Below are 25,466 nucleotides of genomic sequence, written 5' to 3'. Positions count from 1 at the left end.
AGCTCGAACCTTTATTTATGGATTCGGGTTTTTACTACAACGTTCCTCTGGATCTGGAGAGCAAGGGAGCGGGTATCCCTGGTACGTGTAGGACCCATCAATCCTTTTCATGATGGAACCAGTGTTTCCTCCAATCCTCCCTGCGCCTAAAAAAGCACCTGTCTAAAACAGGCGCTTCCTGACTAACGTCCTTGCGTCTTTTTCCACGCCTCAAATTCATCGCGGATTGCTTTTAATGCATCTGGATTGGTACATAGATCATAGGCGGTCATCGCCAATCCCGCTGCGGCTTGATTCATGCCTTTCATGCCGCCTTCTGACTTTGTATCTTCTGTAAACTCAAACGTATGGTTCGTGTTTTCGCCAATTTTAATATAGGGATGAATGGTGGCTGTCACCTGGCCGACATTGCCGATGTCGGAGGAGCCGATTCCTCCTTGTTTTGGTGGATCTTCTACTTCAATGCCCATTGCTTCCCAGTTCTCCTTAAAAAGCTCTGCCAAGGCATGGTTGTTGTTACGCTCGGCATATATGAGGCCTTCTTCGATCTTGTATTTGGCGCCGACTGATTGGCTCGAATAGCGAACCGCTTCATATACTTTTTCCTTTATTTCATGGAGCCGATTGGTTATAGCGGCGCGGATGATAAATTGGGCTTCACAATGTCCAGGGACGATATTGGCCGCATCGCCGCCTTTAGTAATGATTCCGTGGATCCGAACATCATCGGTGAAAAACTGCCGTAAACTGTTGATGGCATTGTAACTTTGAATGAGCGCATCTAGGGCACTGATCCCTTTTTCTGGCGCTGAGGCGGCGTGTGATTCTTTTCCATAAAACGAAAACGTCGCTGTCATGCATGCTAGTCCTCCACGCAACACCATCGTTTTGTTTTTTGGATGGACCATCATCGCAGCATCGAGATCGTTGAAGGTGCCGTGGTTGCACATATAAATTTTCCCGCCGCCGCCTTCTTCCGCCGGTGTGCCTATCACTTTAATCGTTCCTTGCAATTCAGGGTAGGCATCTTTTAATGCGACGGCTGCGCCAACAGCAGCAGTGCCAATGAGATTATGGCCACAAGCATGGCCTAAGTTTGGCAATGCGTCATACTCCGCTATTATCCCGATAACCGGGCCACCTGGATTGCCTTCCCAAACGGCCGTAAACGCCGTCTCTAAGCCAGCAATGCCCCGTTCTACTTGGAAACCTTCTTTTTCTAAATAAGCAGATAACCATTCTGCTGCTTTGTATTCTTTAAAAGACAGTTCTGGGTTGGCATGAATCATGAGCGCCAGCTCTCTAAGTTCCTTATCCCGTTGATCCAATGCCGTTAAAATCTCTTGTTTTTCCGCCAGTATTGTTGCTGCCATTGGAAACATCCACCTTTCTTACCGCTTTATTTTTTAAGCCATGCACACAAAAGTTTAGACGTTTTCTAATTGCCAGTTGGCAAACTCCTCTTTGACGCGCTGTAACGCTCCAGGTAGCTCACATAAATCATAGGCTGTCATCGCGAGCGCTTTTGCAGCTTGATTCATGCCTTTCAGCCCCCCTCTGACTTGGTTTCGTTTGTAAAGTCGTGGGTATGGTTGGTTGCCTCTCCAATTTTGATGTACGGGTGAATCGTAGGTACAAGCTGGCTGACATTGCCGATATCAGAAGAACCGATCCCCCCTTGAAGTGGCGGCGGACTGACTTCGATGCCCATCAATTGCAAATTTTCTTTAAAAAGATTCGCCAATGTTTTGTTTGTGTTTCGTTCTGCGTAAATAAGATGTTCTTCAATCTTGCTTGTGGCACCCACTGCAGCGGCCGACTGGCGCACAGCTGTGTAGACTTTTTCTTTTACGTGTTCGAGTTCTTTTCGCGTATTGCAGCGGATTAGGAACGAAGCTTCACTATAGCCAGGAACGATATTGGCCGCATCGCCGCCATGGGTAATCACCCCATGAATTCTGACATCATCGGAAAAAAACTGCCGCAAACTATTTATGGCGTTATAGGCTCCCACTAGGGCATCTAGGGCACTCACCCCTTTTTCTGGCGCGGAAGCTGCGTGCGATTCTTTTCCATAAAATTTGAATGTTGCGCCTACCCGCGCTAGACCGCCTCTTATGACCATTGTCTTGTTTTTCGGGTGGCACATCATCGCTGCGTCAAGATGATTGAAAACCCCGTGTTCGCACATAATGACTTTCCCGCCTAATCCTTCTTCCGCTGGCGTTCCGATCACCTGGATCGTTGCCTGGAGTTCTGGAAACGCATCCTTTAATGCAAGCGCTGCACCGACAGAAGAAGTGCCAATAAGGTTATGGCCACAGGCATGGCCAAGACCTGGCAACGCATCATATTCCGCTAACAAGCCAATAACAGGCCCCCCTGCCTTCCCTGCCCAAGTGGCTGTAAAAGCTGTGTCCAGCCCAGCTATCCCTCGCTTCACGGCAAACCCTTCCTTTTCCAGCAAAGTCGACAGCCAGTTAGAAGCCTTATACTCTTGATACCCCAACTCTGGGTGGTCGTGAATATTCAGCGCCAGCTGCCGCAACTCGCTGTCTCTTCGATCTACCGCTTCTTCAATGTTTCTTTTCTTCTCCGTTATGCTTTTATTTTTTAACATCCATTAATCTCCTTTAAACAGCGTTGTTTCCACCCTTTTACAGCGAATTTCTTCGCTTTTAGCACTTAATGAACTGGCAGGCCAATAAGCGGCCAATAAAGAAATGCAGCCAGAAGGGTTATGACAATGACCGATAATGTTAGGATCGCTCCTACTTTCAATAGTTCCTGGCTTGTATAGTAACCGAGAGCATACGTCATCATTGTCCCTACCGACTGGGAAGGGAACAGAAAGCCTGTGCTGCAAGCAGCAAGGCAAATCATTCCCAGCCAGACCGGGTTCACATTCGATCCTGCCGCAAACGTTAATGCCACAGGCATCAAAGACGCAATCATAGCAGTTAAATTGGTAAAACCGATACGAATAGCCGCAACAACGAGCAACAAGGACACGGCTAGTGTGAACGCTGGCAATCCATTTAAATGAGCAGAAGCCAACGATGAAGACCACTGAACAACGCCACCTGCTTCAAATGCTTCCGCCATTGAAAAGCCCGCAGAAAACAAGAGAGGAATGGACCAATCCACTTTGGCTACTGCTTCTTTCCACTCCATGAGTTGGATGCCCGGAATGTACAAAGCAATCACAATCAACACGGCGGAGAAAGAAATAGACAGCTGATGCACGCTTTGTGTTGTCCATAGCGTGATTAACAAGACGTACAAAATGAGCAGCGTCTTCTCCTGGAATGACATTGGACCAAGCTTGTCTTTTTCCTGTTCAAAATAAGCTTCTCCTTGAGCGTGCTTCCCAGCCTTTATAGGAAATAGCCATAGAAGCGCAAGCCAAAGAATAAGTAGTATGGCAAGCGTCGACGGCAACATGACCGCCATCCAGTACAAGTAACGCCATTCAAAGCCGAGCATCGTTTCAAACAGACTTGCTGCATAGACAGAGCCCGTTGCCCCAGTTATTAACGCGACTGAACAGATAATAGGTGTATACGTTATCGCAAACATGCTCGCTTTTCCTACGTTCGGCCCGCCAGTTCCTGCCAATGACTGGACAACCCCTAAAGCAATCGGCAGCAAAACGACGACTCTTCCGATCGCATTCGGAAGAAAAAACGTTAACACAAACCCGACAAAAATTAATGCTAGTAGGACAAGGCGGATATTTCCTTTTGTCAGCATCAGGATCGTGAATGCAATGCGTTTGTCCAATCCAGTACGTTCAACCGCGGCGCCCATCATTAGCATGGCGATGATTAGCCAAATCACTTCTTTGCCTAGGCTCGCCGCTGATTGTTCAAACGTTAGAACGCCAAACAAAGGGAAGAGGACAATCAGAAGCATTGCAGTCACTGCCGGAGGAAGGAGATGGGTAAACCACAGTCCAATCCCTAAAGTTACCACGGCAAGAGCGCTCCACCCTCTCAGTTCCATCGACTCGGGAACAGGCAAGAAAGGAGAGGCAAACAAGAATAGCAGCAGCACACCGAGCACCACATATTTGTAGGTTGCCTTGCTTGGCTTTTTCATGTTGTCAGCATCCAATTGACTGGACATCGGTTCCACCTTTATTTGTATACATTTTTTACCGGAATGACGGTGTTTGCTAGGCGACTAGGCGAGAAGTGGACGAGACACTTGGTCAACGCCGACAAGGGCAAGGGCAGCCAAAAACGTTCTTTGGGGCGAGAGATAAGCATGCACAGGTTCAAACCACTCCCCGAGCGTATGTGTTCCTCCTCCATTCCCTCCTCGTCCCACAGTGACCGCCGGGATTCCTAAGTGAATCGGAATATTGGAATCGGTACTCGCTGCCCCTTTCAAAGTCGGAGCAATGCCTAGCTCCTTGCTTGCCTGAACAACAGCTTGCACAATCGTTGCCTCTTTATCTTGCCGTCCTGCGGGGCGGTCGCCGACTCGTTTTATATCGACTGTGACATCGTGCTTTTGCCAATGGCTATTTTCTTGTTCAGCCGCTTGTTCGCATGCTTTTAAGAAAGTCGATTCCAACTGTTCCAACGCTTGTGGACTTGTCGAACGGACATCAAGGTGAAAGGAAGCAGAGCTTGCAATCGCATTGACTGCCGTTCCGCCAGCAATTTCTCCAATCGTAAAGGTCGTTTTTGGTTCAGTCGGCGGCCGGCAATCGGCAATTGCTGCAACTGCCCTTCCAGCGGCATGAATCGCACTTGGTAGCCCGAAGTCGCCATAGCTATGCCCACCCGTTGCCGAATACGTGATTTTATAACGACAGCTGCCTGTTCCTTCATAGACGATATGCCCTACACCTGTTCCGTCAATAGAAATAAAGGCGTCAACATGCGGCGAGTCAGCAAAAAAAGCTTTTACACCTCTTAAATCCCCTATTCCTTCCTCCCCTACCGATGCGACGAATTGGATGGTGCCGCTTGTTTTTACATTCGTCCTATGCAGAGCGCGAATGATGGATAGCATTTCCGCAAGCCCTCTCGTATCATCAAAAATGCCTGGGGCACACAACCTGTCTCGTTCCCGTCTTACCTTCGTGTCTGTTCCTTCGGGGAAGACAGTGTCCAAATGAGCGGAAAGGACGATTACAGGCCCATCTCCCACCCCTTTATAGGAGCCGATGACATTGCCTTCCTTATCTCGCCGCACTGCTTCTAGTCCGTATTCACTGAACTTCTGTTGCACGTACGTCGCCCGTTCCGCTTCCTTGAATGGTGGCGCTGGTATTTCCGTCATGGCCACTTGCTCAGCAAGTGTCTGTTCATCATCTTCTTCAATAAAGGCCAATCCTTGTTGAATGGCGGGATCGTTTTTCAATGCTTCATACGTTTGTTGCACGATTTGCACCTCCCTTTTCTAGTAAGAACGCATCTTATAAGCTTCTCCCTTTAAACATGTTCCATGATGACCCCGCGCCCCGCTTGCAATGGATAATGGCATGCTACATAGTGGGCCTTTGCTACTTCTTGTAGTTTAGGGGCCTCCGCTTTGCATTTCTCATCTGCATAAGGACACCGCGTACGAAAGTGACAGCCACTTGGTGGATTAACGGGGCTTGGCAAATCCCCTTCTAGCAATTCCCCAGAATCCAAGCTTCTTAATGTCGGATCTGGGACAGGGATGGCGCGAAGCAATCCTTCTGTATACGGATGTTTCGGATGCTTGAACAGCTCCTCTGTTGCTGCGGTTTCGACGATTTTTCCAAGGTACATGACTGCCACACGGTCACTAATATGTTTGACGACAGGGAGGCCGTGGGCAATAAAAATATAGGTGAGATCAAAATCTTTCTGCAGTTTTGAAAGCAAATTAAGCACTTGTGACTGGATTGAAACATCCAACGCCGATACAGGTTCATCGCATACAATAAGCTTGGGGCGCAACGCTAAGGCGCGGGCTATGCCAATCCGCTGACGCTGCCCACCGCTAAACTCATGGGGGAAACGTTTAGCCAACGAGCGGTCCAAGCCGACGACGTCCAGTAGTTCATACACTTGTTGTTTCAATTCTTTTCCTGTTGCTATTTTGTGTGTCCGTAATGGCTCGGCAATGATTTCAAACACTCTCATTCGTGGATTTAAGGAAGAAAAAGGGTCCTGGAAAATCATTTGAATGTCTTTTTTCATCTTGCTTTGTTCATTTTTTGCCAACTTGCTCAAGTCTTTTCCTTCAAAATGGATCGACCCTGCCGTAGGATCGGCAAGACGCATAATCATATTCCCAGTTGTCGATTTCCCACACCCCGATTCGCCTACAATCCCAAATGTCTCTCCCTTTTTTACGATAAAGTCGACACCGTCCACTGCTTTTAAAATGTCTTTCTTTTTCGCAAAAATTTTTCTTGTGACATCGAAGTGCTTTTTTAACCCTTTGATTTCAAGAAGCGTGTCATCCTCCTTTGTATTGGCGACTTCCTTTATCATCCTACATCCTCCTTCTCACTAGCATAGAGCCAACAACGCACTTGCACTTGCGCTTTCCCATCACGATCAACCATCATCGGTTCTTTTTCCTTGCATATGTCCATCGCATGGGGACAGCGAGGGTGAAAACGACAACCTGTAGGCATGTTTGTTGGGACTGGCACAACCCCGCGAATCGACTTGAGCTCATCATGCAGTTCGTGAATCTTAGGCGTACTTTCCAGCAGCCCTTGCGTATACGGGTGTTTTGGATCCTTAAAAATCGTATACACATCGGCTTGTTCCACAATTTGGCCAGCATACATGACAATGACGCGGTCGACTAGTTCTGCGACGACACCAAGATCATGAGTGATCAATATAATCGACGTATCGACTTCTTTGCTAATCTTTTTAAGGAGCCGCAAAATTTGCGCTTGTATCGTGACATCGAGTGCAGTTGTTGGTTCATCGGCAATTAACATTTTCGGATTGCACGACAACGCCATGGCAATCATGACACGCTGCCTCATCCCTCCGCTTAAAGCGTGTGGATAAGACTGGTAAACTTGTTCGGCTCTTGAAATGCCGACACGTTTTAGCATAGCAATGCCTTGTTTGCGCGCCTCTGCTTTTTTCGTGTCCTGGTGAAGCAAAATCGCTTCTGAAATTTGATGGCCTACCGTAAACACCGGGTTAAGGGAAGTGAGCGGTTCCTGAAAAATCATCGCAATTTCATTGCCTCTCACTTTTCGCATTTTCCGTTCCGACAGGGAAGTAAGTTCCGTTCCATCAAAACGAATGTGCCCCGCTTCAATCTTCCCTGGTGGGCTCACCAAACCCATGATTGAAAAAGACGTCACGCTTTTGCCGCTGCCTGATTCGCCTACAATCGCCACCGTTTCCCCTCTATCCACATGGAACGAGACACCATCCACAGAAGGGACTGTTCCGTTTTCTGTATGGAAGTATGTTTTTAAATTCTCTACCTCTAACAATCGGTTCTGTCGTGCCATACGCTAACCTCCTAGATGAGAACTTGAATTGCTGCCGTTTAGACTATGAACGGAGCGTTTGGGAACGGGGATCCAAAACATCCCGCAACCAATCACCTAAAAAGATAATCCCTAAAACGGTGATCATAATCGCTAATCCAGGAAAAGTAGCAATCCACCAGCTCGTGGCCAGATAATCCCTCCCCGCCGACAACATCCCACCCCAGGACACCGTAGGCGGCTGAACACCTAGCCCTAGATAGCTGAGCGATGCTTCGAGGACAATCGTCGTGGCTACACTCAAAGTCGAAATCACAATAAAGGACGGCATTACATTCGGCAATACATGCTTGCAAATGATCACCGGATTTTTCGTTCCAATTGTCCGCGCTGCTTTAATAAATTCACGTTCTTTAATGGATAAGACATCTCCTCGAACAAGCCGGGCATAAATGACCCAGTTCGTCAATCCAATAACAAAAATAAGAGTCAACAGCCCTGGAGATAAGACGCCTAAGATGACAAGAATGAACAAGACGTTAGGGATTGCTAAAAACGCATCAACGATTCTCATGAGCACATTGTCAATGAACCCCCCGTAATAGCCGGCGATTAAACCAAAAAACATGCCAATCGCCCCCGCTACCACGACGGAACAAACCCCGACTAAAAGCGAGACCTGTGTGCCGTAGATGATTCGGCTGAGCATATCTCTCCCTAAATTGTCTGTCCCCAAAAGATGTTCCTTCATTCCCCCTTCCAACCATACTGGCGGTACATTCATCGCAGCATAGTTTTGGACATTGGGATGGTAAGGAGAAAGAACAGGGGCAAATATCGCCAACAAGAAGATCAATCCTGTAATGATCAAGCCAATGGTTCCGGTCTTGCTTTTAAATAGGAGCCTGGCCCACCTACGCGTCCAGTTGGCTAGCCTATTCTCGGTCGTATGGTTGCGCAAATGCTTCACCGGTTGTTCTGTCTGCATGGGGTCCCCTCCTAATCAAATTGAATCCTAGGGTCAAGAACCCGATACAACACATCGGCCATCAGGTTCACAACAATCACAATAAAAGCAACGATAAAAACAGTCGCTTGCACAACCGCCATATCCCGTCCATTAATGGCTTGAATTAAGAGCTGCCCTAGTCCCGGCCAGGAAAAGACCACTTCTGTAATCAAGGCGCCACTGACAAGTGTCGATACTTGCAAAAAAGTAATCGTAATAAACGGGATCAGCGCATTTCGAAAGGCATGTTTATAAACAACAAAGAAGTTTTTTACCCCTTTGCTTACGGCTGTCCGCACATAATCTTGGTTTAACGTTTCCAGCATGCTTGAACGCAACACACGCGTCATCTCTGCAGCACAGCCTGTTCCCAATGTAATCGCGGGCAATATTAGATGAGCCACGCTTCCGCTCCCAGACACAGGAAAGAACGGATACGTAATCGCCAACATAAGAATGAGCATAATGCCCAGCCAAAAGTTCGGCATCGCTTTTCCTAATACCGAGGCACCGGATATGAATACATCTAGTGCTGTATTTCGCTTTGTTGCAGAGAGAATGCCGAGAGGGACGGCAATCAGTACAGCTACAATCATCGACGCAAAGGCCAATTCGAACGTTGCCGGCAACCTTTCCAGCACGATCGGCAAAGCTGGCTGGCTATAACGGTAAGAATAACCGAAATTCCCTTGTATCATGTCTCCAACAAAGGAGAGATATTGAATATAAAAAGGCTGGTCCAACCCTAATGATTCCCGGAGTGCATCCACTTGTTCCTGGGTGGCATCCTCAGGAAGCATTAACGCAACAGGATCCCCAGCAAGGTACAACAAGGCAAACACAAAAATCGATATTAGAAAGAGAACCGGTATGATTTGCAAAACGCGCCACAGTAAATACTTCCTCAATCGTTCCACCCCCGATAGTAAAAGGATGAAGGCAAGGTCTTCATCCTTCCTCCTTCCGAGCCTTCAATCCTTATTCGCTTAATGTGATTTCCTCCACTCTCCACATTTCATCAAGACGAGGCTCAAACTGAATCCGATCATTGACAGCGTAAAAACTATCCAGCTGGAAGAGCATAATATTGATTAACTCTTCGTCCGCCATCGTCTGCAAATCGATGTACTGTTGTTCCCGCTCGGCTTCATCCATGTTCACTTCTGCCTCTAAATAGATCCGATCAAATTCTTCACTGCTGTAGCCAATATGGTCCTCTGCGACCATAGACGTATGGTGGCGCAATTGGTGAGCCGCATCCCACAATGAACCAGTAAGGCCGATCAAATACAAATCTTTCTGTTCATGGGCATCACGAAGATCGACATAGGCGCTCCATTCCATGAAATCAATTTTTACATCAATCCCGACTTCGCTTAACATCCCAGCAATTACTTCTGTTGTTTCCCGATCTTGCAAGTAGCGCCCATCTGGAGAATGCAGCGTCAGTTCTAGCCCATCCCCATAACCGGCTTCTTCCAATAACTCCTTGGCACGGTCAGGGTCGTAGCGGTACTCGCCATGAAGCGCTTCATTTGCGCCAAAATTCCCTGGGTTGACTCGTGTCAAAGTCGGTGTTCCTGATCCGCCCATCAAGTTGTCGAGAAGTGCCTGATTATCAATTGCCAAATCAATCGCTTCCCGTACGAGCGGATCGGAAGTCGGATATTCTTCTCGGTGGTTCGGAACCAACATCATCGTCCGGTTTGTTTGTCCTTCGACAATGGAGGTGCCTTCGTTTTCATTGACCCGGTCCCAGTCAATGGGCGCAATATTCATGGCAATATCGACACCACCTGCAATGACTTCACCAACCCTAGTAGAAGACTCTGGGATCGAACGGAAAACGAGTTGATCCCACACCGCTACGTCACCGCCGAAATAATCATCGAACCGCTCTAATACGACTCGATCGTCACGAATCCATTCAACAAATTGGTAGGGACCAGACCCGACTGGCTCCTGTAGAAAATGATCCCAGCCATTTTCTTCAATATAATCTTTCGGCAAAATGCCTGATCCAAGACGTGACAATCGATTGAGCAACACTGGCTGCGGCCCGTTTGTGTGAATAAGGAAAGTGTGATCATCGATCACTTCTACTTCGTTAATTTGGCGGTAATTTTCATGTTCTTGCAACGTATTGTCTTTGGCGACACGTTCAAGCGTAAACTTGACGTCTTCGGCTGTGACTGGATCGCCATTATGAAACACAGCATCATCCCTAAGCGTAAATTGCCACGTTTCGTCATCGACCAATTCCCAGTCAGTCGCAAGATCAGGAACAATCCCTTCACCCTCCACATCATTTTTGACGAGATAGCTGAACATATTGACGTGAATCGCTTCAGTAGACGTGTTGCTATGATCGTGGACATCAAAGGAAACCATATCCGAGCCTTGGGCAATCGTCAGCGTGGTATCATTGCTAGATGAGGCACCTCCCTCCCCTCCAGCGTCTGGAGCCGTGGTCATGTTTTCTTCATTCGTCATACAACCAGACAGCAAAAGCCCTCCAACGACAATCGGCATCATTTGCATCAAGAATGGTCGCTTCACTATAAGCCCCCCTTTATACACATTAATACGAATCGAATGTAATTTTAAAATTATTAGTCTCCTGTTTAGCTTTCCCTCCCTGTATTTCTTATTTTAAAAAAAAGAACATTCCAGCCATTGTTGTCTTTTACTTGCTTATCAACGTTGTTAGGAATACACCGATCCTTCTTTTTGAGAGTTTCTTCACCTTTCAACTCCAACAGAACACCCCCTATTAAGAAACTTGAATAAATTTTCCAAAAATAGGCGATATTTTTCCCCATCCTCACTTCGCTCGCATGTGTCTTTGCATTCATTCCACATAGCGATCCTCCGCATTTGTAATCGCTTTCTACCAGTCCCCCTTTGAATTACATCTGATTATAAGGAATAGAGATCGATAAATAAAATAAATTTATTCTATGGCTTTCAATAAGTATGTTTTATTCCTTCAACAAACGAGCGTGCAGACAATGCGGTATAACTGAATAAAGACGCGGGATCGAAAGCCCTGTTATCGACGCTTATCGAATCGCTGTATTCCGTCTTTTTAAAAATTTTTTGATAAGAAATCTTACACATATTTTCTTGAAAGTAAGCCTAACTAAACCAAATGGGTAGGAAAATCATAAGCCACACACTTACAAAAGGCCGTCTATTTTCTTCCCGGTCCAATATGATCCCTTCTTGTTTCTGTTTTTTTAAAGTAAAATGAGAGATATTTCAAAAAATATTAAGGGAGGCCGCAATGAACGAAAAAGATTGGGAACTGTTGCAGACATTATATGAAATGAAAAACATAACGAAAGCGGCCGAAAAATTGTTTATTTCACAACCTGCCTTGACGTACAGACTAAGAAGTTTGGAAAATGAGTTTGGAGTTGAAATTGCCAAACGGGGAACGAAAAGACTGCAGTTTACAAGCGAAGGCGAGTATTTAGTCGAATATTCGAGGAAAATGTTAAATGAGTTAGCCAAAACAAAAGACCAACTGCTAAACATGGCCGGAAACATCCAAGGCCACTTGCGAATCGGTGTTTCCAGTCATTTCGCCCACTATCGATTACCAACGATTTTAAAAGATTTTCTTGCGGTCTATCCCAATGTACAAGTAAACGTTACAACTGGCTGGAGTACAAAAATATCACAAAAACTAGAAAAAAAAGAAGTGCATATTGGCATTATCCGTGGAAGCTACGAATGGAAAGAACAAAGTATACTTCTTAGCGAAGAAAATGTGTGTTTAATTTCAGAGAATAAGATTCATATGGGTGATCTACCTTCTATTGGAAGGATATCCTATAAAACCGATCCAATCTTTGATAATATGATCAAAGACTGGTGGAACCATCATTTTAGCCAGCCACCAATGGTAACGATGGAAGTCGACCGTATCGAGACTTGCAAAGAAATGGTACGCAATGGCTTAGGATACGCAATCATCCCTCAAATTTCCCTTCGGCCGCACGACCAATTATACAACCGCATCCTTGCCATTGATAACCACCCACTATTAAGAAAAACGTGGTTAATCTATTCCAATTCCGCACTCGACCTTTCTGTCGTCAAAGCGTTTGTCCAATTCGTTACAACCCAATTGCGCCAGAAAGCACATTCGTTTTAATGGCTACGCTATTTTACACTCTCCTTACACGAATTGAAGTTGCAAACCCTTCAACAACAAACCGACTAGCATTTATCGGAAAGACCTTTTACAAGAAGAAAATAGGTCTGTTAGGAAAGGAATCAAACAAGAGGTGGAAGTGATCATCGTCGCACTCAAAATAGAGTGCGACGTTTTTGCAATGAAAAAGAGTGTGGGCCAGAGAAACTTTTATTTGACTCTATTACTTACACAACGTGTGACCTTTAGACGCGGAATCGGTAGCATCTGTCAAAGAGATTCAATGAAGCACTCGCATAGAGTGCGACCTTTACAGACAGGTCAAATCAACATGGACATCTGATTTCAATCCACGCACTCACATAGAGTGCGACAGGAGCTAAACGAGTACTTCGTAAAAGCAGTGGTAATTTCAATCCACGCACTCACTAAGAGTGCGACACAAAGGGAAAGGTAGAGGTCGAACAAGGCTGGATTTCAATCCACGCACTCACAAAGAGTGCGACCTATCGGTTCGTCAATGCGCTGCAAAAGCATAGGAATTTCAATCCACGCACTCACAAAGAGTGCGACGTTCAATTTCTCGCTGGCCTAGTCGAGTCGCAAATTTCAATCCACGCACTCACAAAGAGTGCGACAAACCTCGTAATCAAAGATTTCGCTTGTGTAGAAAATTTCAATCCACGCACTCACAAAGAGTGCGACATTTGTTCCATCAACCGTAATCAAAGTCAAATCATTTCAATCCACGCACTCACAAAGAGTGCGACGGTGCAACCAGCTTTGTCAGCATTCCGCGAATGGATTTCAATCCACGCACTCACAAAGAGTGCGACAGCGACATTTACCCATTTTCCGGAAAATAAACAACCGAAAACGTTTGATTTTGCCTCTATTTCCTATCATAGCACAGTGAACAAGATCACATTATTACATTTTTGTACATATTAACACATATTTAAGGCCATTTTTGGTGCGGGTGATCTAGGGATTTTATGTGCGCTTGGGGTTCGCACTTTGAATGTTCGTTGTCCTCGTTTCTCCTTGAAAGGAGCATTCCTGTAATGAAGGTTTATGAGGTTTGAAACAAAAAGAGCCCCCTTGGTATGATACGAGGTGTCCAAAGCTGATCAGCGAAAAGGACCCTTAATTGATACCCAAGGAGGACTCGCAATGAATTATACACAAAACCAGAAAATCAAGCAAATCACACCATCCACCTTAATCATTGGCATTGATATCGCCAAAGACAAACATGTAGCCCGCGCTCAGGATGACCGGGGCATCGAGTTTGGGAAACGTCTGATCTTTGAAAACCACATTCATGGCTTTGAACAGCTAATTGTCTGGGCCGAACGATATGCACAAGAGAATGGAAAGAAGACCATCCTTTTCGGGGCAGAACCAACCGGTCACTATTGGAAAAACCTCGCTTATTACCTTGTTGCGAAGCATTACCAGTTCGTTGTCGTCAATCCCATGCACGTGAAAAAAAGCAAAGAGCTTGATGACAATTCACCAACGAAAAATGATACAAAGGACGCTAAAGTGATTGCACAGCTGATTAAAGACGGGCGATACTCCGTACCCAATCTCGTAGAAGGCATTTATGCGGAACTAAGAGAAGGCGCCAAAATAAGAGATCAGCTCGTCGAACAGCTTATGACCACAGAAGGCAGAATCCAAAATCTGATTCAGCGCTACTTCCCGGAATTCTTCGGTGTATTCGGAGACTGGGAAGGAAAAGCCGCCCTTTGTACGCTAAAGTTCTTTCCTTTTCCTTCTGACATTTCTCAGATGACTCCTGAAGAAGTGCTTCAGAAATGGAAGCCCTATGTCCAACGGGGAGTGGGAATCCAACGGGCGACAAAGCTGGTAGAAGCCGCAAAGAAAAGCATTGGTCTTTCCGTCGGCATTCGCTTTGCCAGGCAGGAAATGGGCTGCCTTCTCGACCAATACGAGCTGTTCAAGACCCAACTGGAAGAACTAGATCAGGACCTTGAAGAGGTGGGAAAGACCATTCCAGGAGCTAAAAAAATGATGGCTATTAAAGGGCTGGGAGTCGCTACCGTGACAACCATCCTGGCTGAGACAGGCGATCTGACCAAATACAGCCATCCCCAGCAGTTGATTAATTTAGCAGGGCTGTCTTTACGAGAAAATCGTTCAGGGAAATGGAAAGGACAAACCAAGATAACGAAGCGAGGCCGCAGTAAGCTCAGAAGAGCTTTATACCTTGCCATTCGCCCGCTCGTTGCCCATAATTCCACCTTTAAAGCCCTGCATTCCTATTACACAAAACGCCCTGATAAGCCGTTAAAAAAACAACAGTCATTGATTGCTTTGTGTGGGAAGTTACTGAAAGTTATTTTTGTCATTGGACAGCGTCAGTGTCCATTTGATGGTTCTAAGCTTTTGTGTGGCATCCCTCAGAACCAAGCATGACAGGCTGTATAAACGCTGACTTAACAAAATCATTTGAAGACAAACACCAACAGTGCAGAGCCGGAGCATATTTACCCCATTCGGGCATGGACCCAGTATAGGAGCATATCCGGCCTCCACACCACGGATACGCAGGACGAAGGAATGTATGGACTTTCTAGGGATCCAGAGAGACATGGGAGGGTGAGCGACCGTGAGCTGTGTGGAGAGTTCGACGAAGCACGGTCATACTCTAATTTCCAAACACATCCAGTTTGGGCGTTAGGATGGTCCACGCCCTGTAAAAAATTAAAATTTGTGCTAACTATATCCAAGGCATGTTATCTAGTGGGGGGGGCAGCTGGTTAGCTTGTATATGAAATTCTAAGAATACGTGAGTATTCGAAAGAAAATTAAACTTTATTGAGGGAGGTGATCGCTTCCCTTGGGGTCCAATCATAAACATTGTCTCTTGAAACGGTTAACCTATAAAGAAGCGGCCCGGGCACAAAAGTTGGTCCTATTTAATCATGGTTTGAATTCTTCCATGCATGCAAAGCGCCTGTTACGGTTGGTCGGTTTTTACAAACAATCGAAATGCCCGTTGAACATTGTTTTAGCTTTTCGGCAAAATGGTGGCGCACAAATTCGTTTTTCTCTAATAAACTCCCTTTTACTATGATCGGAATCGCCGATGTTTCTAATTCAAGTTGTTTAACTAACCGAATGGCTTGCTGGGCTAGTTCTTCTCCTGCTTGTTCCAATAGTTTTTTTGCATCTGTATCGTCTTGTGCACGTCGATACACAAATAGGGCGATGTCAGCAATTTCTTTTTTGGTGGAAGAGTAAACAAACTCCTTTATCGCTGATGCGTCGGGTAATTGGTACTGAGTAGCCAAAGCCTTGGCCAATTTGGTTTGAATGTTCCCCTGCTCGATTTCCGAGGCTAATTGCTTTAACGCTTGTATTCCGATGTGATAAGCGCTTCCTTCATCCCCGAGCAGATGCCCCCAACCGCCAACCATTTTGATCGTTGAATCCTTTTTGCCAATCAATACAGAGCCGGTGCCTGCGATCGCCAGTATCCCATTTTCGCCTTCGAGAACGGCATAAAGCGCAAGTTCGGCATCGTTTAAAATCAATGCAGGCAATTGGAATTGTTGTTCAACCAATGTTTTAAATTCGCTTTTTAAATGCCCTTTTTCAATTCCAGCGATCCCTAAAACAATCGCTTTACAGAGACTGCCGTACTTACTTTTTATACAAGCTTGTATGGCAGCCATTATTTGTTCTTTTGCTTTTTCGCTATCAACAGCTACGTTTCCTGGCCCTGTCTCGACCGAGAAATGAATGTTTTGCTCCTGATCCATTACAGCCCCGTGTGTTTTCGTGCCGCCTGCGTCAAGCCCGATCACGTACATTTTCTCACCCATCCCATTCTGAAAAGGCAAATTTGTCCCATGGCTTTAAGGAATCAATTAAGAAAATCTCTTCTTCTCTGATTCTCGCAACAACGTTTGTCCGGCCAGAATTGTTCATATCCTTTAAAGCAATTTGCAATTCACCGGCATACTGTTCATATAATTCACTTTCTATGACGACATCCCCTCTTTTTATGTCTGTTGTATTGTGGGGTGGGAAAGCTTCCCCTCTATATTTAACGCGGCTTTGGGTAGAGCGGATCATATAGTCAGAAACATCGCCTCGATAAAAGTGGGGTTCATCAAATAGAATTTTTTTCTCAAGAGCGCTCACGGAGTCAACGAGTTCTAGATTAAATGTCAGTTTCTCCTTGTTTATTTGGCTTAAACGCTTAAGTTCCTCTTCAGATGCGTAGGCATTGCCTATAATGACATCATCAATCAACCGCGTGGCAAACAAATGTTTCGCTTGAACGTCAATGGGCAAACCACGATGCATTTCTAGTGTCGGCAATCCTTCGACAATTGGCCACGGCCCAAACGTTGCCGCTTGTGAAGAGACAAAAGCAGCCGTCCTTAATCCATATTTCTTAAACTTCTCACTGCATTCTATAAAAAAATCATAGGACAATCCACTATAGCGATGAGGGTAAAAATTATGACAACCAATTAACTTATTGCGGTTGGGCTGGAAACTTAAAATATTGTCAATGTATTTCGTAGAATTGCTCATGTTTACTTCTATGAACAACCCATGAGGATTAAACGTCATCATTGACTCTTCGTTTCCAGTAAAACCAAGGTCTAACCGGATACCATCCGCTCCAAGGTTTTTAAAAAAAGTGAGATCGTCATAGGAAATACCCAAATCCTTGAATACACGTGGATTGATATCGCATATGACCTCCATCCCAAGCTGTTTGGCATAGTGAATCGTCTCTTTGAAACTAGCTAAAATGTTGTCTTGTTCTACTGATAATAGACAGGTAAACACACGTGTAAACCCGTATTGGTTTGCTACGTGTATATACTGTTTGTCCTTTTCTGTTGTTGAATGATTTGGATAAATCGATATCCCTAGCTGCTGCATGTTTACACACTCTCACTTTCCGCTCTCTCTTCTAATTGAGCTACTCTGCGGAGAATGGCGATCATCTGTTCAATTAATGACATCTCGCTAATAGCCGCCATTAAGTGGTCTTGCGCATGGACCATTAACAAAGACTGTTCCACATGCTCCCCATTGATTTCTGCTTGAATCAATTTTGTCTGGGTATTATGTGCTTTTGCTAACGTTTTATTGGCTGTTTCCAATTTCTCATTCGCTAAATGAAAATCGTTGTTTTGCGCTAATTTTAACGCTTCATAAGCAATCGATTTTGCATCACCTGCGTTCGAAATTATGTTGAATATTTCCACCTCTACGTTCATCGAAACTCCTCCTCACATGTCCTTCGTTCATTAAAAAAACATAATACGAAATTTAAATTAGCTTTTCTCTATAACTATATTGAATTTTTATTTCATTAACCCTATAATACATGTAAGTGAAAACCTTTTCAAGAAACAATCAAAAGACAACTTCACAGTTTAAAATCATGAAGGAGATGATTGGAAATGACAAAAGTATTGTTTGTATGTTCTGGTGGCATGTCTAGCGCGATCGTCGTCAACACCCTGAAGAAAGAAGCAGAAAAACATGGACAAGCCCTGGAAGTAAAAGCGATTGGCTCAAGTGAAGTGGCAGCGGAGCTAGAAAACAACTGGGATGTCGTGATGGTGGCGCCGCAAATCAAACATCGTTTTGACAACATTAAAAAAGAAGCGGATGCACACGGGGTTCCTTGTGGGCCAATTCCACCCCAAGCCTATACGCCACTCGGCGGACCGACATTGTTGAAAACGCTTCAAGAATTAGTGAAATAAAGAAGAAAAAGAGAGGCTAACGTCATGGGGAAATTCATTGATTTCTTGGAAAAGAGAGTATCTAACCCGATGGCAAGGCTCGCGGAACAGCGGCATCTTTTAGCTGTACGCGATGGAGTTGTCTCCTCCTTGCCATTTATTATCGTCGGTTCATTCTTCTTAATTATTGCGTTCCCTCCGTTGCCCGAATCGTGGGGAATAACTCAATGGGCGACGGAAAACGCCGATCAAATCTTAATTCCTTATCGAATGACCATGTTTATTATGTCGTTATACGTGGCGTTCGGCATCGGCTATAACTTGGCACAATCTTATAAAGTCGACCCATTGTCTGGTGGTCAAATCGCAGTCGCTTCCTTGCTGTTGACCATTACTCCCTCTGTTGTCGAAGAGTTAGGCTTTGTGCTGCCGATGCAATATCTAGGTGGAAGTGGGCTTTTCGTAACGATCATCGTTTCGATTCTTTCTGTCGAAATCTTTAGGATATGTAAACAAAGAAATATAACAATTCGGCTTCCCGAGGCAGTGCCCGCGTCCGTCAGTCGTTCATTCGAAGCGCTCATACCTGTGGCGATTGTGATTATGCTCATGACACTCATCACGATCATTATGGGCGTCAATTTGCATGCCCTTGTGGAGAAATTAACAGTCCCACTCGTTACAGCTGGCGATAGTTTATTTGGGGTATTAGTACCCGTATTTTTAATTACATTTTTCTGGTCTTTCGGGATTCACGGTGTGTCCGTTGTCGGTTCCGTTGCCCGCCCACTATGGGAAACATACTTATTAAAAAATGGCGAAGCTGTCGCATCAGGCGCAAGTGAACTTCCGCATATCGCCCCAGAACCTTTATATCAATGGTTTATATGGATTGGCGGCTCCGGCGCAACGTTAGGCCTAGTCATTGTCATGTTGATTTTTGCACGGTCCAAGTATTTAAAAAGTCTAGGTAGAACCGTTGCCGTACCAAGTATTTTTAATATTAATGAACCCGTTATTTTTGGTTTGCCTATCGTATTAAATCCGATTTTAGTGATTCCGTTTATTATCACGCCAATCATTACAGCCGTCATTGCCTATTTAGCGACTTCTGTTGGCCTTGTATCGCCTACATTTATAAAAGCACCGTGGACACTCCCGGCCCCAATAGGCGCCTATTTAGCGACGGGTGGCGACTGGCGTTCCATTATTCTTGTCCTAGTAAACCTTGCCATATCTGTCGTGATTTATTTGCCATTTCTACGTATCTACGACAAAAAAATGCTTGCTATGGAACAAAACGAAGAGCAATAAAATACGGGCCTGAGGGGATCCTTCCGATCCCCTCATTAGGTCATTAGGAGGTTGTCTTGTGGAGCAATCAAGATTAATTCCTCGCATAAGCCCTAAAGGTGTTTTCGTCTTTATGTTGATCTTGTTTTTCGGAATGCTTCTCCTTTCCATTCCACTCAAATACATTCACCTTTCTGAAACGATGAGTGCCTTTCTAAGCGCAGGAATTTCTGCAGCTATTGGAATAGGCATTGTGCTAACGAAAATTGACGGAAAAACAACTGACAAACGATTAAATAGACAAAGAATACGCATCGCCATTATTGTCGGCTTTGCTACGAGCGCATTAATGACGTTTGTGTTTGGAGGCGATCTGCTTGGGTAAGAAAGGCATTAAAATTGTAACGATTGGCGGGGGATCGAGTTATACACCTGAATTCGTTGAAGGATTAATAAAGCGCCATAAAGAACTTCCCGTTCGTGAACTGTGGCTAGTTGATATAGAAAAAGGAAAAGAAAAACTGGAGATTGTCGGAAACTTGGCGAAGCGAATGGTGAAAAAGGCGGGCCTTCCCATAACTATTTATACAACCTTTGACCGAAAAGAAGCATTAAAAGACGCCGATTTTGTTACAACACAAATGCGTGTTGGCTTATTAGAGGCTCGGATTAAAGACGAACGCATTCCATTAAAACACGGGATGATCGGCCAGGAAACAAATGGGGCAGGTGGTTTATTTAAAGCACTCCGAACCATTCCCGTCTTATTAGAGATCGCCGAACAAATGCACGAACTATGCCCAAATGCGTGGCTCATCAACTTTACCAACCCTGCTGGGATCGTCACAGAAGCGGTCATGAAATATAGTCAACACAAAAAAATCATCGGCGTCTGCAATGTACCGATCAACACGAAAATGACCATAGCGACATTATTAGACGTCCCCCCTGACCAATTGGCGATCACATTTGCTGGGCTAAACCATATGTCCTACGGCCTTGACGTCCATGTAAATGGTGAATCGAGATTGAATGACGTCATCGACTTAGTAACAGATCCCGCTCATGAAGTAACAATGAAAAACATCATCCCACTCCCTTGGGAGAAAGCGTTTATGAAGGCGCTTGGCTGCATACCGAGCCCGTATCATCGCTATTATTACAAAACGAACGAAATCTTACAAAAGGAATTGGAAGAGTTTAAACAAGGTAAGACACGCGCCGAAGTCGTTAAGCAATTAGAAGATGAATTGTTCGAACTCTATAAAGACCCTGCCCTTGACATAAAGCCACCACAGCTCGAAAAACGCGGAGGCGCTTATTACAGTGATGCTGCGTGTAATTTAATTTCTTCCATTTACAACGATAAAGGGGATGTCCAAACACTCAACACCCGCAATGAAGGGGCGATTACCAATCTCCCTAATGATACAATCGTTGAAGTTAACTGCATTGTCACAAAGCAGGGGCCTATTCCATTAGCTGTAGGGGAACTTCCATACTCGATCAATGGCCTTATCCAACAAATCAAATCGTTTGAGTTAGTAGCGATTGAAGCGGCCGTTACAGGTTCTTATGAACAAGCATTACTGGCTCTTTGCATCAACCCGCTAATTACGAGCGACGTAAAGGCAAAAGAAATATTGGATGAAATGCTAGAAGCGCACAAAACGGATTTGCCCCAATTCCACTAGTGAGATTCCCCCTTTCTGGGCAGGAGGATTTCAATCAACAACCTCTTCCTTCAGCGGGCCTCCTGCCCCTACTTATGCCGAGCATTGAATTATAAACAATCGTAACTGTCCAGGTTGCCTCAACTATCAATAAAGTGCAGAACTCTGTTATATCCTTTACAGGTTCTGCACTTTTTAAATGGATAAATCGGCATAAGTTATCAGGCGCACCACCTGTTCCCAATTTCAACATCCACCGACTTGCAAAGAATGAGATACTAAAGCCTGAGCCAATTTCAATCGATACAACCACATAGAGTGCGACACATATAGAGAACTCTTGCCTTCAAGGGCTTGTTTTCCTCATTTGCTTCTATATATATTTTTAATCCTATGGTCGCTCGTGGGAAGACCCCGACAAAGAGAGCCTCGAGGCCAATGATGGCAAAAAGGGCTAGCACGTAAGCAATAGCGGCTTCTAGTAATTGGCTAATTTTAATCGGTTCATCCATCACCGCGTTCCCTGTCGCTCCAAGCGTCCATCCGCTGATAAAGACCATGACTATGCTGATCGGCTCGCTTTAAAATATCGTTCTCCATCGCAAGTTTTTGGGTTTCTTTACATCTCTTGATCCGTTCTTCCTGTTCAGGCATTTGGTTGACTTTGACGGTTCCCCTTATTCCTCAGTACTTTTTGCTATCCATTTTAGAGAAATATTGTTTTTGTGTTAAGCTATTAAAAGTATGATATTCAGCAAAGATTACTGCACAGTTTGTCTTAGGTAGAAAAGAGGAATTAATAATGAAAAAGTTAGCCAGTACCATTTTAAAAACCATTATATTTTTTTGAGTTGGGCCATTTTAATATCATTTACGCCTGATATACATACAAACAGTCAGGCGTTTTTACGGTTATGGTGGGAGTTTACACCACTTGTGGTAGTGGTTTTATTGTCAGTTGTCTTCGTTTTTATTGTAGAAAAGTGTAAAATTACAATTCCTGTAGCTCCAAGATTCTTAAAAAGTTCTTTAATAGGTATTGTTTTAGGTGTCTTGTGGTTAGGGAGTGTAGTAACTGTCTTCTTACTTACAAAAACTATGAATATACAGGGTCAAAACAGTGTTGATTACATATGGATTTGGATTTTGGCATCACTGTTGAATGTTGCCATGCAGGAATTGTTGGTAAGAGGGTATTTATATCAATTATGGAAACATAAATATAATGTTATTGTGGCAACCATTTTAACAACAATTTTATTCACCGTGATGCATGGGGGCGCATTTGAAGCAGGGATTATCCCAGTGATTAATGTTATTTCGATGAGCATATTTGTAACGTTACTTTTAGAGTATACAGGAACAATAGTGGCACCAATAATTATCCATTTCATTTGGAATACAGTTGGGGCAATTATATTGGGTGGCGTTTCTTTAGCAGGTGATTATCCAAACCTTCTAATCAATACTTTTCAAGGAAGTTTGTTGATTTCAGGTGGCACATATAAATTTGAAGGCAGTATTATTGTTTCCATAGCTAATTTAATTCTAATTACAAGCCTGCTCGTGTTAAATAAAAGAAAAAGAAATGATAATTTAAGCGGTCTACTGAAGTAGGGCGCGATTGTTGAAAAAGTATTTATTGATTTCAATTACGCTCAGAAGTGAAACATTCTGAGTGTTTTTTTGTGGAAAATGGTATTTTACCTATCTAATTTACAAGTAGCTTACTGTGCTAATTCATACATCCATTCGCATTACTAAACTGTCTATTGCCAATCAACACACAGTTGATTCTAATTTCTATCAAGGGGTTTTAATTTATAAAAAATAGCGAGTCATATCAAGATGGATGAACCATCACTCAAAGCGATGTATAATAGGCAGAGAATATAGGTGGTGATTGTTTGAGTATCCCCATAAACGCACCTCAGAAACGTTTATCGAAGGATGCAATCAAGGTTTGGCTTATCAGTGACGCGATTGGCAATATGATCGTTCTCATCATCTTGGGAATCCTTTTTTACCTTGATGATCGTTTTTTATGGAAAGAATGGGTTGGATGGCTCTTAATCGGGGCGACCGTGTTAACGATTATCGGCTGGATTTGGTCAGTGATTCGCCCCTTCTTGCTTTACAAACATTGGCGCTATGATGTCGATGAAGCATATTTACAACTAAAATCAGGTGCACTAAAAGAAACCCATGAACTTGTCCCGATGACAAAAATCCAATCGGTCGCAACCGAGCAAGGCCCGCTTCTTAGAAAATATGGACTCTGTTCCGTTTCCGTGGAAACGATGGGATCGTCTCACACCATACCTGCCTTGCCAAAAGAAGCGGCAGTTGAGTTGCGGAATCAAATTGCCCAATATGCAAGAATTAAGGAAGTGGAGTAATGACAAAAGCAAAGCGTTATTCTCCATATACGATGCTTTTTCACTTGATCAACCTTGTACGGAATGCTTTTTTCTTTGTCATTTATTTATACGTCATCATGGCCGGTTCCGAATCTGCCTTCATCAAATACGGGCGAATGGCTTTCTGGATCATAGTTGGATTGACCCTTTTCTCGATTATCTATAAATGGGTGACCCATAAATACGAATTGGATGATCAGTCATTCCACCTTTACAAAGGCCTTTTCAGCAAAACCGAACAAACGATTCCGTTTTCAAAAATCAAAAACATCAACCGTCACACCTCGTTCCTCCATCGCATCTTTAAAAGGACTTCGATTCATTTTGAAATCGCGATGACAGGGGAAAATGCCAATATAAAATTTGAAGTTCTATCAAAAACAGAAGCTGAACAGATAGAAGCACACATCAAAAGGGCGACTGACGAGGAATTAGACGGTTGGAATCATCCATCACATGATCCAAATGACGAAGAAGCGCATCCCAGGGATCCCGCTCAAGAGCGAACGATTCATTTCCAACCGACAAAAAGAGACATTCTAAAAGCATCTGCTACGTCTTTAAGTTTTTTGGTGCTCATTCCTTTAATTGGTTCATTTTATTTTAAAATCAATGATCTTTTTCATGTCGAGGATACGACAGAAGGACTGATCAACAAACTAGCAAGTTCCTGGTGGATTGTAGCCGTCATCATCATCGTGCTCATAGTCGCCTCGACGATCTTTGGACTCATTCGAACGTATGTGAAGTATGGAAAGTACGAAATCGCTTCAGATGCCAATCATATTTACATTAACAGAGGCGTTATCGACGAAACTGCCTTTTCCATTGCCAAAGACAAGGTACAAGCCATTGAAATAGAACAGTCCATGATAAAAAGACTCCTCGGACTTGCAGAAGTCAAACTAACAAGTGCCGGGGGGCTACGTTCTGGAGAAGAGGCACTCGAAAAAAATACGCTCTATCCGTTTCTCCCAGTAAACAAAGCCTATGAGATGATATCAGACATGTTACCGTCCTACACGATTACAACAGAAATGACTCGTCTTCCAACAAAATCCTTGTGGCTCCGCATATTGCGGCCAAGTTGGTTCTGGCTCCTTGCCACCGGTGCTTTATTTTACTTTAAACCTGCCATTTTCAATATAGAGCAGTCCTGGATAATCGTATCAGCAGCCCTTTTGGTTTATCTATTGATCGCAAGGTTGTTCGATTTTTTCCATACCCGCTATGCGATCAACGACCATTTTATCCAGTTTAAAACAGGCGCGTTCACGACCTCTTTATTCGTCTCAAAACGAGAAAAAGTTATTAAAGCAAAGATCACTCGAAACGTCCTCCAAAAAAGGTTGGGTCTCGCCTCGATTGAGACAACCAATCGAGGAAATCCCGTGCGCCATTCAGGAATCGATGATGTGCCGGTCGAACTGGCCCACTTATTTTTACAATGGTACAGAGGACGGGAAGATGACATTACCGTTGAAAAGCAACCATACAGCGGGGAAACTTGTTCATAGCGGTAAACTTACCTACCAACAATAAGTGATGTTTAAAACACTGCTGAAGAATAACAGTGTAGGCAGGATCGCGTAGCCACTAAATCTAACGGAAAAACGCACCATACCGACTTGGTGCGTTTTTTTGTTGGCCGGAGATGCGATTTCGCCATTGGTTGACCTTTCAAGTGACTTCTTTTAGCAGGC

23 protein-coding genes and 1 CRISPR repeat array are annotated in these 25,466 nt (G+C 44.3%); of the genes, 9 read left to right on the top strand and 14 right to left on the bottom strand.

Annotated elements, in window-relative coordinates; translation table 11 throughout:
• Nucleotides 1-182: 182 nt before the first annotated feature.
• The 10 genes from BC8716_RS09065 to BC8716_RS09020 form a co-directional block, all read right to left on the bottom strand.
• On the bottom strand, nt 183-1,373 hold the full coding sequence (locus BC8716_RS09065; protein WP_094425013.1) for a M20 family metallopeptidase: 1,191 nt from the start codon (nt 1,371-1,373) through the stop codon (nt 183-185).
• A 173-nt stretch (nt 1,374-1,546) separates the two neighbouring features.
• Entirely contained in the window at nt 1,547-2,620 is a 1,074-nt protein-coding gene (locus BC8716_RS09060) for a M20 family metallopeptidase (protein ID WP_257252814.1), read from the bottom strand.
• 65 nt (nt 2,621-2,685) lie between these two features.
• Nucleotides 2,686-4,128, bottom strand: coding sequence for an SLC13 family permease (locus BC8716_RS09055; protein WP_094425011.1), 1,443 nt, complete (start codon nt 4,126-4,128; stop codon nt 2,686-2,688).
• 57 nt (nt 4,129-4,185) lie between these two features.
• Complete coding sequence (locus BC8716_RS09050) at nt 4,186-5,397, bottom strand: M20/M25/M40 family metallo-hydrolase (protein ID WP_094425009.1); 1,212 nt, start codon at nt 5,395-5,397, stop codon at nt 4,186-4,188.
• Nucleotides 5,398-5,447: 50 nt separating this feature from the next.
• Nucleotides 5,448-6,482, bottom strand: a complete 1,035-nt coding sequence (locus BC8716_RS09045; protein ID WP_094425007.1) for an ABC transporter ATP-binding protein — start codon at nt 6,480-6,482, stop codon at nt 5,448-5,450.
• The gene (locus BC8716_RS09040; RefSeq protein ID WP_094425005.1) at nt 6,479-7,477 is read right to left on the bottom strand and encodes an ABC transporter ATP-binding protein; all 999 of its coding nucleotides are present in this window, start codon (nt 7,475-7,477) and stop codon (nt 6,479-6,481) included. Before BC8716_RS09040 ends, BC8716_RS09045 begins: the two co-directional genes overlap by 4 nt.
• Nucleotides 7,478-7,520: 43 nt before the next feature.
• Complete coding sequence (locus BC8716_RS09035) at nt 7,521-8,444, bottom strand: ABC transporter permease (RefSeq protein ID WP_011248497.1); 924 nt, start codon at nt 8,442-8,444, stop codon at nt 7,521-7,523.
• 11 nt (nt 8,445-8,455) lie between these two features.
• Entirely contained in the window at nt 8,456-9,373 is a 918-nt protein-coding gene (locus BC8716_RS09030) for an ABC transporter permease (protein ID WP_094425004.1), read from the bottom strand.
• A 70-nt stretch (nt 9,374-9,443) separates the two neighbouring features.
• Complete coding sequence (locus tag BC8716_RS09025; RefSeq protein WP_094425002.1) at nt 9,444-11,024, bottom strand: ABC transporter substrate-binding protein; 1,581 nt, start codon at nt 11,022-11,024, stop codon at nt 9,444-9,446.
• A 65-nt stretch (nt 11,025-11,089) separates the two neighbouring features.
• Nucleotides 11,090-11,320, bottom strand: coding sequence for a hypothetical protein (locus tag BC8716_RS09020; protein WP_094425000.1), 231 nt, complete (start codon nt 11,318-11,320; stop codon nt 11,090-11,092).
• Between the two features lie 431 nt (nt 11,321-11,751).
• On the opposite strand from BC8716_RS09020, the gene BC8716_RS09015 reads away from it, so the two are divergent.
• Nucleotides 11,752-12,627 (top strand): LysR family transcriptional regulator, encoded by an 876-nt coding sequence (locus BC8716_RS09015; RefSeq protein WP_094424998.1) that lies wholly within the window; start codon nt 11,752-11,754, stop codon nt 12,625-12,627.
• 342 nt (nt 12,628-12,969) lie between these two features.
• A CRISPR array of direct repeats spans nt 12,970-13,463; the repeat unit is 32 nt; unit sequence ATTTCAATCCACGCACTCACAAAGAGTGCGAC.
• 337 nt (nt 13,464-13,800) lie between these two features.
• On the top strand, nt 13,801-15,072 hold the full coding sequence (locus BC8716_RS09010; RefSeq protein ID WP_063609918.1) for an IS110 family RNA-guided transposase: 1,272 nt from the start codon (nt 13,801-13,803) through the stop codon (nt 15,070-15,072).
• Nucleotides 15,073-15,575: 503 nt separating this feature from the next.
• Here BC8716_RS09010 and BC8716_RS09005 read toward each other — a convergent pair.
• Genes BC8716_RS09005 through BC8716_RS08995 form a run of 3 tightly spaced genes read right to left on the bottom strand, consistent with a single transcriptional unit; the run spans nt 15,576 to nt 17,903 of the window.
• On the bottom strand, nt 15,576-16,472 hold the full coding sequence (locus tag BC8716_RS09005) for an N-acetylglucosamine kinase (protein ID WP_157730385.1): 897 nt from the start codon (nt 16,470-16,472) through the stop codon (nt 15,576-15,578).
• A 4-nt stretch (nt 16,473-16,476) separates the two neighbouring features.
• Nucleotides 16,477-17,562: a DUF871 domain-containing protein gene (locus BC8716_RS09000; protein ID WP_094424994.1), complete on the bottom strand. Its 1,086-nt coding sequence runs from the start codon at nt 17,560-17,562 to the stop codon at nt 16,477-16,479.
• 2 nt (nt 17,563-17,564) lie between these two features.
• Nucleotides 17,565-17,903 (bottom strand): PTS sugar transporter subunit IIA, encoded by a 339-nt coding sequence (locus BC8716_RS08995; protein WP_094424992.1) that lies wholly within the window; start codon nt 17,901-17,903, stop codon nt 17,565-17,567.
• A 186-nt stretch (nt 17,904-18,089) separates the two neighbouring features.
• Between BC8716_RS08995 and BC8716_RS08990 the strand changes: the two genes are divergently transcribed.
• From BC8716_RS08990 to BC8716_RS08975, 4 genes are read left to right on the top strand one after another with little or no spacing between them, the layout of a single operon-like run.
• On the top strand, nt 18,090-18,398 hold the full coding sequence (locus BC8716_RS08990) for a PTS sugar transporter subunit IIB (protein WP_094424990.1): 309 nt from the start codon (nt 18,090-18,092) through the stop codon (nt 18,396-18,398).
• A gap of 24 nt (nt 18,399-18,422) precedes the next feature.
• Nucleotides 18,423-19,691, top strand: coding sequence for a PTS sugar transporter subunit IIC (locus BC8716_RS08985; protein ID WP_094424988.1), 1,269 nt, complete (start codon nt 18,423-18,425; stop codon nt 19,689-19,691).
• Between the two features lie 58 nt (nt 19,692-19,749).
• Nucleotides 19,750-20,055, top strand: coding sequence for a hypothetical protein (locus BC8716_RS08980; protein ID WP_094424986.1), 306 nt, complete (start codon nt 19,750-19,752; stop codon nt 20,053-20,055).
• A complete protein-coding gene (locus BC8716_RS08975; protein ID WP_094424984.1) occupies nt 20,048-21,364 on the top strand; it encodes a 6-phospho-beta-glucosidase in 1,317 nt (438 codons plus the stop codon). The genes BC8716_RS08980 and BC8716_RS08975 overlap by 8 nt, the downstream gene beginning before the upstream one ends.
• Nucleotides 21,365-21,639: 275 nt before the next feature.
• Here BC8716_RS08975 and BC8716_RS08970 read toward each other — a convergent pair whose 3' ends face one another.
• A complete protein-coding gene (locus tag BC8716_RS08970; RefSeq protein ID WP_094424982.1) occupies nt 21,640-21,855 on the bottom strand; it encodes a hypothetical protein in 216 nt (71 codons plus the stop codon).
• A gap of 424 nt (nt 21,856-22,279) precedes the next feature.
• Between BC8716_RS08970 and BC8716_RS08965 the strand changes: the two genes are divergently transcribed.
• The 3 genes from BC8716_RS08965 to BC8716_RS08955 all read left to right on the top strand — a co-directional run bounded on the left by BC8716_RS08965 (nt 22,280) and on the right by BC8716_RS08955 (nt 25,280).
• Complete coding sequence (locus BC8716_RS08965) at nt 22,280-22,960, top strand: CPBP family intramembrane glutamic endopeptidase (RefSeq protein ID WP_257006038.1); 681 nt, start codon at nt 22,280-22,282, stop codon at nt 22,958-22,960.
• A gap of 290 nt (nt 22,961-23,250) precedes the next feature.
• Nucleotides 23,251-23,742, top strand: coding sequence for a PH domain-containing protein (locus BC8716_RS08960; RefSeq protein ID WP_011248511.1), 492 nt, complete (start codon nt 23,251-23,253; stop codon nt 23,740-23,742).
• The gene (locus BC8716_RS08955) at nt 23,742-25,280 is read left to right on the top strand and encodes a PH domain-containing protein (protein ID WP_094424980.1); all 1,539 of its coding nucleotides are present in this window, start codon (nt 23,742-23,744) and stop codon (nt 25,278-25,280) included. The genes BC8716_RS08960 and BC8716_RS08955 overlap by 1 nt, the downstream gene beginning before the upstream one ends.
• The last annotated feature ends 186 nt before the right edge of the window (nt 25,281-25,466 follow it).

The organism is Shouchella clausii (assembly GCF_002250115.1).
In the GTDB taxonomy this organism is placed as follows: domain Bacteria; phylum Bacillota; class Bacilli; order Bacillales; family Bacillaceae_D; genus Shouchella; species Shouchella clausii.
This window is presented reverse-complemented; position numbering and strand designations above follow the sequence as displayed.